The sequence below is a fragment of the Endothiovibrio diazotrophicus genome (assembly GCF_054657215.1).
This window is the reverse complement of the sequence record NZ_BAAHXB010000152.1, coordinates 1-11,948: the sequence shown is the minus strand read 5'-3', so window position 1 is coordinate 11,948 and position 11,948 is coordinate 1. Positions and strand designations below refer to the sequence as shown.

The window sequence follows — 11,948 nt, the reverse complement described above, 5'->3', positions numbered from 1 at the left end:
CCCGCGGGCGCCGTGTCAAACGGAGGTACATGGCTTCAGCGATCCTGCCAATCCAACGTTCTCTTCCCCTTCCTGTCAAAAACCAACCGCGAATCGAAGCCGTCGAAGCGAGGTGTCATCGCAATCCCACCAATTCGCACGGCCCAACAACAATCAAAAACCTCCGTGTTCAATAGACCGACGGCGAACCCGGCGGGCGGGTCTTGAAGCGGCGGTGGATCCATAGGTAGTCGGCCGGGGTGCGGCGGATGCGCTCCTCGATCAACCGGTTGATGCGCCGGGTGTCGGCGGTGTCGTCGCCGCTGGGGAAGCCCTCCAGGGCCGGCAGCAGTTGCAGGCGGTAGCGGCCGTCGATGAGGCGTTCGGGGAAGAACGGCATCACCCGGGCGTTGCCCATCCGGGCCAGCCGCGAGGTGGAGGTGATGGTCGCCGCCTCCACCCCGAAGAAGGGGACGAAGATGCTGTGCTCCGCGCCGTAGTTCTGGTCCGGGGCGTACCAGACGATGCCGCCCCCCTTGAGCAGCCGTACCAGCTTGCGCACGTCGCCCCGCTCCACCGGCTCGGCCATGTGGCGGCCGCGGGCCGCGGCGATGAAGCGCTCCAGGATCGGGTTGCCGTGGCGCCGGTACATCGGATGGACCGGGGCGAAGGTGGCGATCCCGCGCGCGCCCATCTCCAGATAGACCAGGTGGGCGCTCATCAGCAGCACCCCGCGGCCGTCGCGCCGCGCCGCCTCCAGGTGCTCCATCCCCACCACCTCGAAGCGCTCGCGCAGCCGCTTCTCCGGCGCACACCAGGCGGCGGCCATCTCCACCACGCTCAAGCCCAGGGAGCGGAAGTGGTCGCTTACCAACCGCTTGCGTTCGGTGTCGCTCAGCTGGGGCAGACAGAGCCGCAGGTTGGTCTCGGCGATGTGCCGGCGGCGGCGGCCGGCGTGTTCGATCGCGCGGCCGATCAGGGTGCCGGCCGGGCGCCAGAGGGGAAAGGGGAGGGCGGCGAGCAGGCGCACCAGCCCCACCGCCAGCCAGGCGGGCCGGTGGCGCAGGCGGATCGGCTCCGGCGCGGCGTCAGCCATCCGCCTCGCCGAACTGGGCGCGGTGCAGGCGGGCGTAGTGGCCGTCGCGGGCGAGCAGCTCGGCGTGGCTCCCCTGCTCGACGATTCGTCCGCGCTCCAGCACCACAATGCGGTCGGCGCGCTCGATGGTGGAGAGGCGGTGGGCGATGATCAGCGTGGTGCGCCCGGCGGTGAGGGTCTCCAGGGCGGCCTGGATGTGGCGCTCGGAGTGGCTGTCGAGGTTGGCGGTGGCCTCGTCCATGATCAGGATCGGGGCGTCCTTGAGCAGCGCGCGGGCGATCGCGATGCGCTGGCGTTGGCCGCCGGAGAGGAGTACGCCGCGCTCGCCGACGCGGGTCTCCAGTCCCTGTGGCAGGCGGCGGATGAACTCCATGGCATGGGCCGCCTCGGCCGCCTGTTCGATCCGTACCGGGTCGAATTCGGCGTGGCCGTAGGCGATGTTGGCGGCCACCGTGTCGTCGAACAGCACCACCTGCTGGCTGACCAGGGCGATGTTGGCGCGCAGGTCGCGCAGGCGCAGCTCGGTGATCGGCTCCCCGTCGAGCAGGATGCGCCCGCGGCTCGGCCGGTGAAAGAGCGGCAGCAGCCCCACCAGGGTGGTCTTGCCGCTGCCCGAGGCGCCCACCAGGGCCACCGTCTGGCCCGGCTCGATGGTCAGGTCGATGTTGCTGAGCGCGGCGCTCTCACCGTCGTAGGAGAAGCCGAGTCCCTCGAAGGTGAGCTGGCCGCGGGCGCGGCCGATGGGGCGGCCGCGCTCTTCCCCCTCGTCCTCCTCGTCGATCAGGCCGAACAGGCTCTGCGCCGCGGCCAGCCCCTTCTGCAGGTCCTCGTTGACCTTGGTCAACCGCTTGATCGGCGCGAACAGCATCGCCATGGCGGTGAAGAAGGAGACGAAGCCGCCCACCGAGAACTGGTCGGAGGCGCTCTGGATCGAGGCGGTGTAGACGATCAGCGCGAGACCGATGGCGATGAACAGCTGGACCAGCGGGACGTTGGCCGCGGAGGTGGCGATGGTCTTGTTGTAGAAGGTGCGGGCGCGGTTGGCGGCGACCTCGAAGCGGCGCTCCTCGTATTCGCGGGCGCCGAACACCTTGATCTCCTTGTGCCCCTCCAGCGCCTCGCTGACCGCCTGGTTGAGATCCGCCATGGAGTCCTGCATGGAGTGGGAGAGGCGGCGCATGCGCTTGCTCACCACGCGCACCAGCACGGTGATCACCGGCACCACCACGAAGCTGAGCAGCGCCAGGCGCCAGTTGAGGTAGAACATCCAGCCGAGCAGGCCGAGCACCGACAGCGAGTCGCGGATCAGGATCACCCAGGCACTGGTCGCGGCCTGGGTCACCTGGTTGACGTCGTAGGTGAACTTGGAGAGCAGCTTGCCCGAGGGGTGGTGGTCGTGGAAGGCGGTGGGCAGGCGCAGCAGCTTGCCGAACATCGCCTGGCGCAGGTCGGTGACCAGCCGCGAGGCCACCCAGTGGGTGGTGGCGGTGCTGGTGAAGCTGGCGGTGCCGCGCACCGCGAAGAGCGCCACCAGCAGCAGCGGGATGAGGACGATCATCTGCTCGTCCTTCTCGATGAAGCTGCCGTCGAGCATCGGCTGCATCAGCGCCGGCAGCGCCGGCTCGGTGGCCGAGAGCAGCACGGTGCTGACGAAGGAGAGGGTGAAGACCTTCCAGTAGGGGCGGATCTGGCGCAGCAGGCGCAGGTAGAGCTGCTTATTGTTCACAAGGAAGGGTTCACAGGAAGGATTCACACGAAGGGTTCACTGGGCGGGTTCACTGCACGGCGAAGGTGTAGCGCTTGTCGAGGTGGTACTTGATCCAGTAGCCGATGGCCAGCCCGATCACCCCGCCCAGGTAGCGGTAGCCCTTGCTCTCGAAGAACCAGTGGAAACCGAACTCGAAGCCCCAGAAGATCAGGGTGGTGACCAGTCCGGCGGCGGTGTAGAGGATGAATTTGCGGCCGTCGTCGGCGAGCCCCGCGGTCTTCACCTTGAAGATGTACTTCTTGTCGAGGACGTACTTCAGCACCAGGCCGACGCCGGTGCCGACGATCACCGACAGCAGCACCCCGTAGGCGCCGTAGTAGAGGCGGATGGAGAGGTCCTGGGCGGCGATGTTGGCGCCGGTGGCGAGCAGGGCGAAAAGGGCGTAGGCCAGGGCGATTCTCATGGCGGGGTCGGGGCGCCGTGGGGGAAAGCCGCCGATTTTACCACCGATCGTCCCGCCGGCTGCGGTGCAGTACACTAGCCGACCCGTCGATACGACGCCGAGAGTCATGGAAAACGAGTCGAGTACCGTCATCACCACGCCGAAAGGTTCGGCGCTGATCCGCCTGTTGCGCCCGCGGCAGTGGGTGAAGAACGCCTTCGTGGTGGCGCCGCTGCTCTTCTCCGGGGCCTTTGTCGATCCGGCGGCGGTGGTCGAGACGGTGATCGCCACGGCGCTGTTCTGCCTCGCCTCCTCGGCGGTCTACATTCTCAACGATCTCCACGATCGGGAGCGTGACCGCCGTCACCCCACCAAGCGCCTCTCCCGTCCCCTCGCCTCGGGCGAGATCGCCCCGGCCACCGCCCGCTGGCTGTTGGCGGCGATCTACGGCGCGCTCGCCCTGTGTGCCCTGGTCAAGCCGGCGGTGATGGCGGTGGTCGCCGGCTACCTCGCGCTCAACGTCGCCTACACCTTCGTCCTCAAGCAGCAGCCGGTGTTCGACATCTTCAGCGTCGCGGTGGGGTTCGTGCTGCGGGTCTACGGCGGGGCGGCGGCGCTCGCGGTGGAGGTCTCCTCGTGGATGTTCGTCACCACCCTCTGCCTGGCGCTCTTCCTCGCCTCGGTGAAGCGGCGCCAGGAGCTGTTGGGCAGCGGTGCGGAGGGGCGCGAGGTGCTCGGCCGCTATACCCTCAAGTTGGCCGAACGCTACGCCGAGATATCGGGTACCGGCGCGCTGGTCTTCTATGCGCTGTTCGTGGTTTCCACCCGGCCGGAACTGGTGGTCACCATCCCCTTCGTGCTGTTCGGGCTCTACCGCTACTGGTACGTGGTGGAGGTGTGCGAGGGGGGCGAGTCGCCCACCGATGCCTTGCTGTCGGATCGGCCCCTGCTGGTGACCGTGATGCTCTGGGTCGGCGCCTGTGGTTGGGCGCTGTTGCGGGGGTGATGCGATGGATCTCGCCTATGCAACCACCCCGTTTCTCGCTTGGCTCGCCGCCGGTGGCAGCAAGTTCGCCATCAATTCGCTGCGCGCCGGCCGCCTCGCCTTCGATCTCATCGGCTACGGCGGGATGCCGAGCAACCACAGCGCCATCGTCGGCTCCACCGCCGCGCTGATCGCCCTGCGCGAGGGGGTCGGCCACCCCGCCTTCGGCGTCGCGGTGACGTTGGCCTTCATCGTCCTGCTCGATGCCAACAGCCTGCGCCGCCAGATCGGCCGCCACGCCGCGGCGATCAACCACCTCGACCCACAGGCCCCGCCACTGCGTGAGCGGATGGGCCACAGCCGATCGGAGATCGCCGCGGGCCTCGCGGTGGGGGTGGCGGTCGCGCTGCTGGTCCACCTCTCTTTCCCCCGTTAGCGCTTTGTCTATCTGAACGATCGGTGGTCATCGCGGGACGGCCCCGGATACCCTCGGGCGGGGTGGTGGCCGTGATACCATCGCGCCCTCTATTCCCACCCCGCGATTCCGACCCGTGCGTGCCCTCTACTCCCTGATCCTCTATCTGATGACGCCGCTGGTAGTGCTCCGCCTGCTGTGGCGGGGGCTGCGCGCGCGCGGCTACTGGGAGCGCTGGCCGGAGCGCTTCGGCTGGCCGGCGCGGCCGGCGCGGCCGGGGGCGGTGTGGATCCATGCGGTGTCGGTGGGGGAGGCCCAGGCGGCGGCGCCGATGATCCGCGCCCTGCGCGAGCGCCATCCGCAGCTGCCGATCCTGGTCACCACCACCACCCCCACCGGTGCGGCGCGGGTGGTGGCGCTGTTCGGCGACCGGGTGGAGCACCGCTACGCCCCCTACGACCTGCCCGGCGTGGTACGGCGCTACCTGGGGCGGGTAGAGCCGCGGTTGTTGGTGGTGATGGAGACCGAGCTGTGGCCCAACCTCTTCCACCACTGCCATCAGCGCGGCGTGCCGGTGGTGGTGGCCAACGCCCGCTTGTCGGTGCGCTCGGCGCGGGGTTACGCGCGAATCGGCCACTTCACCCGCCGGGTGCTGGCGGACGTCTCGCTGATCGCCGCCCAGGGGCGGGCGGACGCGGCGCGCTTCCATGCCCTCGGTGCCGACGAGGGGCGGCTACGGGTGACCGGCACCATCAAGTTCGACGCCCGCGTCCCCCCCAGCCTGCACGAACAGGCGGAGGTGACCCGCCGCGAGCTGGGGGTGGACCGCCCGGTGTGGATCGCCGCCAGCACCCACGAGGGGGAGGAGGCGGCGGTGCTGGAGGCCTTCGAGCGGGTGCTGGAGACGGTGCCCGACGCCCTGCTGGTGCTGGTGCCCCGCCATCCCGAGCGGTTCGCCCGGGTGGAGCAGTTGGCGCGCCAGCGCTTCGTCACGGTGACCCGCTCCAGCGGCGAGCCGTGCGCCGCCGAGACCCGCGTCTACCTCGGGGACACCATGGGCGAACTGCCGATGCTGTTCGCCGCCGCCGATCTCGCCTTCGTCGGCGGCAGTCTGGTGGAGGTGGGGGGGCACAACGTGCTGGAGCCCGCGGCGGTGGGGGTGCCGGTGCTGTTCGGTCCCCACATGCACAACTTCGCCCAGGTTTCCCAGCAACTGCTGGAGGCGGGCGGCGCCCGCCGGGTGGCGGACCGTGAGGCGCTGGCCGAGTGGGTGGTGCTGTGGCTGCAGGACGCCAACGCCCGCCACGCCGCCGGTGAGCGGGGGGCCCACATGGTGGCGGCGAACCGCGGGGCGCTGGAGGCGTTGCTGGGGTTGTTGGATGGGGTGTTGGCGGGGGAGGGGGAAAGGCCGGTGGCCGGCGGCTGAGCGGACTTCAACCGTCTTCGAAGGGATTGTGGGCGAGCAGCTTTCCTTCAATACGCCGGTCGGCGGAGAGGTCGCGGCGCGCGCGGCGCGCCCTATAGGGCGGCCTGCGGCCGCCGGGGCCTCTCCGCCGACACCGCCTGTGAGCCGGGATTCGGCGTTCGGCACTCTACCCGCACTCCTCCTCTTCTCCGCGCGCTCTGCGTCTCTGCGTTCTCCGCGTTGATCATCCCAAGCCGGAAAGGATTACCGGATCGCCTGCGCGGCATGGGTGACGAACGCTTCGGCAGGCAGGAAGCCGACCAGCCGGCGGCTCTTGCGCTCGACGCCATCGGGGCCGTAGAAGAGGATCGCCGGCGGGCCGATGATGCCGAACTGCTTCATCAATGCCTGATCCGTTTCATCGTTGTCGGTGACGTCGGCCTGCAGCAGCACGGTGTCGCCGAGGGCGGCGGCCACCTGCGGGTCGCTGAAGGTGTACTTCTCCAGCTCCTTGCAGCTGACGCACCAGTCGGCGTAGAAGTCGACCATCACCGGCTTGCCGGCGGCCTTGGCGGCGGTCACCTCGCGCGCCAGATCGGCGTCGCTCTTGATCCGCTTGAAGACGAGGCCTGCGTGGGCCTCGCCGGCGGCAGCGCCGCTGCCGCCGGAGGCAAAGCCCACGCCGCGCAGCGGCGAGAGCGGGTCGGTGCCGCCGGCGGCGGCGCCGATCAGCATCAGCGCGCCCCACAGCAGCAGCGCCCAGCCCAGCCCCTTCCACAGCTTGCGCCAGCCGGAGGCCCCCTCGCGGATCGGCTCCAGGGCGCCCATGTAGACCGCCGAGGCGATCGCCAGCAGCGCCCACAGCAGCATCGCGACGACACCCGGGACGATGCGGCCGAGGAAGTAGGCGGCCACCCCCAGCATCATCACGCCGAACACCGCCTTCACCGCGTCCATCCAGGCGCCGGCCCGCGGCAGCAGCTTGCCCGCCGACAGGCCGATCAGCAGCAGTGGGGCGCCCATGCCGATGGAGAGCGCGAACAGCGCCATGCCGCCGAGCAGCGCGTCACCGGTCTGGCCGATGTAGATCAGCGCGCCGGCCAGCGGCGCGGCGACGCAGGGGCCGACGATCAGCGCCGAGAGGAAGCCCATCACCGCCACGCCGACCAGCGTGCCGCCCTGCTGGCGGTTGCTCACCTCGGTCAGCCGGCTCTGCAGGAAGCTCGGCATCTGGATGTCGTAGAAGCCGAACATGGAGAAGGCCAGCGCGACGAACACCGCGCTGAACAGCCCGATGATCCACGGCTCCTGGAAGGCGGCCTGGATGTTGGCGCCGAACAGCCCCGCGGCGAGGCCGGCGACGGTGTAGGTGACCGCCATCGCCAGCACGTAGACCAGCGAGAGGACGAAACCGCGGCCCGCGGAGAGTCCCTCGCCCTGGCCGACGATGATGCTCGAGAGGATCGGGATCATCGGGAAGACGCAGGGGGTCAGCGAGAGCAGCAGGCCGAAGCCGAAGAAGCTGAGCACGGTGACCCAGACGCTGCCGCCGGCAAGCGCCGCGGCGATTTGATCCTGTTCGCTGACTGCGGTGTCGATGGCCGGCTGGTCGGCGGCTTGCGCGGCAGCGACCGCCGCGGCGGGGGCGGCGACCATCGCGGCATTGGGCTGCCCGCCCGGCGCGGCGCCGTCGCGGGCGGGCAGTGCCAGCTCGACCTCCTTGGTCATCGGCGGGTAGCAGATCCCCGCCTCGGCGCAGCCCTGGTACTTGAACTGGAACTTGAGCCACTGCATGCCGGGGTCGGCGCGGCTGACCGGCACGCGCATCTCGGCGTCGTGGTGGAACACCCGGATCAGGCCGAAGAACTCGTCCTTCTTCTCCTCGCCCGGCGGCAGCACCGCCTCGCCCAGGGAGACCCCGTCGCCCGGGGTGAGCAGCTTCACCTTGAACTTGGCGCGGTAGAGGTAGTAGCCCTCGGCGATCTGCCAGCGGGCGATCACCGTGTCGGGGTCGAGCACCTCGGCGCTGAAGCGGAAGGCGACGTCGGGGTCGAGAAACTCCTCCTCCTGACCGCCGGCGTCGCCGAAGCCGCCGCTGTCGCCGAGGGCGTCGAGGGGGTCGGCGGCGCGGGCCGGTGAGGCGGCGATGAATAGCGCGGTGAGGAGCAGCGCGAGGGTGCGGATCAGCTTCATGAAGGGGTTCCTGTGTTCTGGTCGATCCAGGCGAGGTAGCCGGGGAGTCCCTCGGAGAGAGGGACCGCCACCACCTCCGGTAGTTCATAAGGGTGGAGCTCGACGATCGTCCGCTCCAGCTCCGGATAGCGGGCGGCGGAGGTCTTGATCAGCAGTTGCAGCTCCTCCTCCCGTTCCACCCGTCCCTGCCACCCATAGAAGGAGGTGACCCCTGCGACGAGATTGACGCAGGCGGCGAGCCGACGCTCCACCAGTGCCGAGGCGATCCGTTCGCCGACCTCCCGGTCGGGGACGGTACAGAGGACCAGACGGTAGGTCATGGGGATTATCGCTGTCTTAAGAGAGGGCATTCAGGGTAGCGTCGAGGCGGGGGGTTGTCATCCGGGGAAAACCCGGAAGGACGCCTCGGGTAAGACGTTTCCTGGTTACGACGCTCTGCGTCGTAACCGTGGGACTTGGACGCTCTGCGTCCGGGGGCGGAGTGGGGCGTGGAGGTCTTGCTGCCCTCGTTGGGCATGACGCGGAGCGTCGAAGAGGACGTTTCCACGCAGAGCGTGGAAACGAGGGGGTGGGGCGTTTACATTACGGTCTGGAACTCCTCTGCACTATTCCGGTCACCTGAAACGACTGTGCCGCCGCCTTGCTTTCCCGGCCTCCACCCCCATATCCCTTACCATCCCTGGCGAAATTCCGGATCCCCATGCCCCTGCTCTTCCTCTTGTTCGTCATCATCCCGTTCATCGAGATCTACCTGCTGATCAAGGTCGGTGGGGTGATCGGTGCCCTGCCCACCATCGGGCTGGTGGTGCTCACCGCGGTGATCGGCGCGGGGCTGCTGCGCGCCCAGGGGCTGTCGACCCTGGCGCGGGTGCAGCAGACCCTGGCCCAGGGCGGGATCCCGGCGATCGAACTGATGGAGGGGGCGTTTCTGCTGGTGGGTGGTGCCCTGCTGCTCACCCCCGGCTTCTTCACCGATGCGCTCGGTTTCGCCTGCCTGATCCCACCGCTGCGCCGCTGGATGATCGCCGGGCTGCTGGAGCGCGGGGTGATGCATGTGCAGAGCGGTTTCGGCCGCCGCTCCCCCCACCCCGGAGGCCGGGAGTCATCCCACGGGCCGCAGACCCTGGATGGGGAGTGGCGTCGGGAGGATGATTAGCGCCTGAGCTTCGGCGGTCGTCCGGCGGTAGGAGCGGCCCCGAGGCCGCGATGGGGCGGAGCACCGAACCCCGATCCAGCCGGCGGGGGTTGGCGGAAAGGGGTGCCATCGCGGCCTGGGGCCGCTCCTACAGGGGAGCTACCCGCCAATCACCGACTTTTTTGTCGTTTTTTACTTCCCTCCCTCTTGAACCCCGCTTGACCGTCCCCATCTTGGGGCTATGATTAGCACTCCCCGCCGGGGAGTGCTAATTCAGTGGCAAGCCCTTAATTATCTACACATCAATAAGTTAATGAACGCTGTAAGGAGAAACGTCCGATGAATCTGCGTCCTTTGCATGACCGCGTCATCATCAAGCGTATGGAAGAGGAGCGGATGTCCGCCGGGGGCATCGTGATCCCCGACTCCGCCACCGAGAAGCCCGCCCGCGGCGAAGTGGTCGCCGCCGGCAACGGCAAGATCGCCGAGAACGGCGACGTGCGTCCGCTCGACGTCAAGGTCGGCGACACCGTGCTCTTCGGCAAGTACTCCGGCACCGAGGTGAAGGTGGACGGCGAGGAGTTCCTGGTGATGCGCGAAGAGGACATCATGGCGGTGATCGAGGGCTGAGCCCCGCCGTCCGTCCTTGCCGATTAGTCAGCAAAACCCACAAAGAATTTAGAGGATTTAGGAAACATGGCAGCTAAAGACGTTCGCTTCTCCGATGACGCCCGCCACCGCATGGTCCACGGCGTCAACATCCTGGCCAACGCGGTCAAGGTGACCCTCGGTCCGAAGGGCCGCAACGTGGTGCTCGAGAAGAGCTTCGGTGCCCCCACCGTGACCAAGGACGGCGTCTCCGTCGCCAAGGAGATCGAGCTCGCCGACAAGTTCGAGAACATGGGCGCACAGATGGTCAAGGAGGTCTCCTCGAAGACCTCCGATGCCGCCGGTGACGGCACCACCACCGCCACCGTGCTGGCCCAGGCGATCCTCCGCGAGGGCATGAAGGCGGTCGCCGCCGGCATGAACCCGATGGATCTGAAGCGCGGCATCGACAAGGCGGTGCTGACCGCCGTCGACGAGCTGCAGAAGATGTCCAAGCCCTGCACCGACGACAAGGCGATCGCCCAGGTCGGCACCATCTCCGCCAACTCCGACGAGGAGATCGGCCGGATCATCGCCGACGCGATGCAGAAGGTGGGCAAGGAGGGCGTGATCACCGTCGAGGACGGTTCCGGTCTGGCCAACGAGCTGGACGTGGTCGAAGGCATGCAGTTCGATCGCGGCTACCTCTCCCCCTACTTCGTCAACAACCAGCAGAGCATGACCGCCGAGCTGGAGGACCCCTTCGTCCTGCTGCACGACAAGAAGATCTCCAACATCCGCGACCTGCTCCCCGTGCTGGAAGGCGTCGCCAAGGCCGGCAAGCCGTTGCTGATCATCGCCGAGGACATCGAGGGCGAGGCGCTGGCCACCCTGGTGGTCAACTCCATCCGCGGCATCGTCAAGGTCTCCGCGGTGAAGGCCCCCGGCTTCGGTGACCGTCGCAAGGCGATGCTCCAGGATATCGCCATCCTCACCGGTGGCCAGGTGATCTCCGAGGAGGTCGGCCTCTCCCTGGAGAAGGCGACCCTGGACGACCTGGGTACCGCCAAGAAGATCGTCGTCTCCAAGGAGAACACCACCATCGTCGACGGTGCCGGTGACCCCGAGGAGATCAAGGGCCGCGTCGAGCAGATCCGTGCCCAGATCGAGGAGACCTCCTCCGACTACGACCGCGAGAAGCTCCAGGAGCGCGTCGCCAAGCTGGCCGGCGGTGTCGCGGTGATCAAGGTGGGTGCCGCCACCGAGGTCGAGATGAAGGAGAAGAAGGCGCGTGTCGAGGACGCCCTGCACGCCACCCGCGCGGCGGTGGAAGAGGGCGTGGTGCCCGGCGGCGGCGTCGCCCTGATCCGCGCCAAGAAGGCGGTGGAAGGGGTCAAGGGTGACAACCACGATCAGGACATGGGCGTCAGCATCGCGCTGCGCTCCATGGAGGAGCCGCTGCGCCAGATCGTCAGCAACGCCGGCGACGAGGCCTCGGTGGTGCTCAACGCGATCGCCAACGGCGACGGCAACTACGGCTACAACGCCGGCACCGGCGAGTACGGCGACATGATCGAGATGGGTATCCTGGATCCCACCAAGGTGACCCGTACCGCGCTGCAGAACGCCGCCTCCGTGGCCGGCCTGATGATCACCACCGAGTGCATGGTGGCCGAGGCTCCGAAGGAGGAGAAGGGCGACATGGGCGGCATGGGTGACATGGGCGGGATGGGTGGCATGGGCGGCATGGGCATGATGTAAGCCCGGTCTCCAGCGACCGTCGGGCGGGCCTGCTGGCCTGCCTGAAAAGGGGGCCCTGCCGGGTTTTCGGCAGGGCCCCTTTGTTGTCGGGGGGAGGGCGGTACCACGAAGTGCTCTTCGGGCGGTGGTTTTCGACACGACGCGGAGCCTCTGTGGCGTCGAGGTGATCCCCCTGTTTGCGACCCATTCCCCTGGTTGCGACGCTCTGCGTCGCAACCGGTGACCTTGGACGCTCTGCGTC

11 protein-coding genes are annotated in these 11,948 nt (G+C 68.4%); 6 read left to right on the top strand and 5 right to left on the bottom strand.

Features of this window, described 5'->3' with window-relative positions:
- Positions 1 to 169 precede the first annotated feature (169 nt).
- Genes lpxL through ACYQ2W_RS23695 form a run of 3 tightly spaced genes read right to left on the bottom strand, consistent with a single transcriptional unit; the run spans position 170 to position 3,246 of the window.
- Entirely contained in the window at positions 170 to 1,075 is a 906-nt protein-coding gene (lpxL, locus tag ACYQ2W_RS23705) for an LpxL/LpxP family Kdo(2)-lipid IV(A) lauroyl/palmitoleoyl acyltransferase (RefSeq protein ID WP_459873019.1), read from the bottom strand.
- Positions 1,068 to 2,828 (bottom strand): lipid A export permease/ATP-binding protein MsbA, encoded by a 1,761-nt coding sequence (msbA, locus tag ACYQ2W_RS23700; RefSeq protein ID WP_459873017.1) that lies wholly within the window; start codon positions 2,826 to 2,828, stop codon positions 1,068 to 1,070. Before msbA ends, lpxL begins: the two co-directional genes overlap by 8 nt.
- A gap of 22 nt (positions 2,829 to 2,850) precedes the next feature.
- Complete coding sequence (locus ACYQ2W_RS23695; RefSeq protein WP_459873015.1) at positions 2,851 to 3,246, bottom strand: GtrA family protein; 396 nt, start codon at positions 3,244 to 3,246, stop codon at positions 2,851 to 2,853.
- Between the two features lie 106 nt (positions 3,247 to 3,352).
- Here ACYQ2W_RS23695 and ACYQ2W_RS23690 point away from each other — a divergent pair, with 106 nt between their 5' ends.
- The 3 genes from ACYQ2W_RS23690 (at position 3,353) to waaA (ending at position 6,051) form a co-directional block, all read left to right on the top strand.
- Positions 3,353 to 4,231 (top strand): decaprenyl-phosphate phosphoribosyltransferase, encoded by an 879-nt coding sequence (locus tag ACYQ2W_RS23690; RefSeq protein WP_459873013.1) that lies wholly within the window; start codon positions 3,353 to 3,355, stop codon positions 4,229 to 4,231.
- Positions 4,232 to 4,235: 4 nt separating this feature from the next.
- Positions 4,236 to 4,646: a divergent PAP2 family protein gene (locus ACYQ2W_RS23685; RefSeq protein ID WP_459873011.1), complete on the top strand. Its 411-nt coding sequence runs from the start codon at positions 4,236 to 4,238 to the stop codon at positions 4,644 to 4,646.
- A 115-nt stretch (positions 4,647 to 4,761) separates the two neighbouring features.
- Positions 4,762 to 6,051, top strand: coding sequence for a lipid IV(A) 3-deoxy-D-manno-octulosonic acid transferase (gene waaA, locus ACYQ2W_RS23680; RefSeq protein ID WP_459873009.1), 1,290 nt, complete (start codon positions 4,762 to 4,764; stop codon positions 6,049 to 6,051).
- A gap of 243 nt (positions 6,052 to 6,294) precedes the next feature.
- Here the strand turns inward: waaA and ACYQ2W_RS23675 are convergent, their stop codons facing one another.
- Both ACYQ2W_RS23675 and cutA read right to left on the bottom strand, forming a co-directional pair.
- Positions 6,295 to 8,223, bottom strand: coding sequence for a protein-disulfide reductase DsbD (locus tag ACYQ2W_RS23675; protein ID WP_459873007.1), 1,929 nt, complete (start codon positions 8,221 to 8,223; stop codon positions 6,295 to 6,297).
- Positions 8,220 to 8,543 carry a divalent-cation tolerance protein CutA gene (gene cutA, locus ACYQ2W_RS23670; RefSeq protein ID WP_459873005.1) on the bottom strand — a complete coding sequence of 108 codons (324 nt, stop codon included), beginning with the start codon at positions 8,541 to 8,543 and terminating at the stop codon, positions 8,220 to 8,222. The genes ACYQ2W_RS23675 and cutA overlap by 4 nt, the downstream gene beginning before the upstream one ends.
- Before the next feature lie 380 nt (positions 8,544 to 8,923).
- Between cutA and ACYQ2W_RS23665 the strand changes: the two genes are divergently transcribed.
- The 3 genes from ACYQ2W_RS23665 (at position 8,924) to groL (ending at position 11,707) form a co-directional block, all read left to right on the top strand.
- Positions 8,924 to 9,379 carry an FxsA family protein gene (locus ACYQ2W_RS23665; RefSeq protein WP_459873003.1) on the top strand — a complete coding sequence of 152 codons (456 nt, stop codon included), beginning with the start codon at positions 8,924 to 8,926 and terminating at the stop codon, positions 9,377 to 9,379.
- A gap of 318 nt (positions 9,380 to 9,697) precedes the next feature.
- The gene (gene groES / locus ACYQ2W_RS23660) at positions 9,698 to 9,988 is read left to right on the top strand and encodes a co-chaperone GroES (protein WP_459873001.1); all 291 of its coding nucleotides are present in this window, start codon (positions 9,698 to 9,700) and stop codon (positions 9,986 to 9,988) included.
- A 66-nt stretch (positions 9,989 to 10,054) separates the two neighbouring features.
- Complete coding sequence (gene groL / locus ACYQ2W_RS23655) at positions 10,055 to 11,707, top strand: chaperonin GroEL (protein WP_459872999.1); 1,653 nt, start codon at positions 10,055 to 10,057, stop codon at positions 11,705 to 11,707.
- The last annotated feature ends 241 nt before the right edge of the window (positions 11,708 to 11,948 follow it).

Excerpts from the sequence above, each read along its gene's own strand:
- ACYQ2W_RS23695 (WP_459873015.1), bottom strand. The coding sequence starts at position 3,246 with ATGAGAATCGCCCTGGCCTACGCCCTTTTCGCCCTGCTCGCCACCGGC.
- groES (WP_459873001.1), top strand. The coding sequence starts at position 9,698 with ATGAATCTGCGTCCTTTGCATGACCGCGTCATCATCAAGCGTATGGAA.
- ACYQ2W_RS23690 (WP_459873013.1), top strand. The coding sequence starts at position 3,353 with ATGGAAAACGAGTCGAGTACCGTCATCACCACGCCGAAAGGTTCGGCG.
- ACYQ2W_RS23685 (WP_459873011.1), top strand. The coding sequence starts at position 4,236 with ATGGATCTCGCCTATGCAACCACCCCGTTTCTCGCTTGGCTCGCCGCC.
- groL (WP_459872999.1), top strand. The coding sequence starts at position 10,055 with ATGGCAGCTAAAGACGTTCGCTTCTCCGATGACGCCCGCCACCGCATG.
- cutA (WP_459873005.1), bottom strand. The coding sequence starts at position 8,543 with ATGACCTACCGTCTGGTCCTCTGTACCGTCCCCGACCGGGAGGTCGGC.
- ACYQ2W_RS23665 (WP_459873003.1), top strand. The coding sequence starts at position 8,924 with ATGCCCCTGCTCTTCCTCTTGTTCGTCATCATCCCGTTCATCGAGATC.
- ACYQ2W_RS23675 (WP_459873007.1), bottom strand. The coding sequence starts at position 8,223 with ATGAAGCTGATCCGCACCCTCGCGCTGCTCCTCACCGCGCTATTCATC.
- lpxL (WP_459873019.1), bottom strand. The coding sequence starts at position 1,075 with ATGGCTGACGCCGCGCCGGAGCCGATCCGCCTGCGCCACCGGCCCGCC.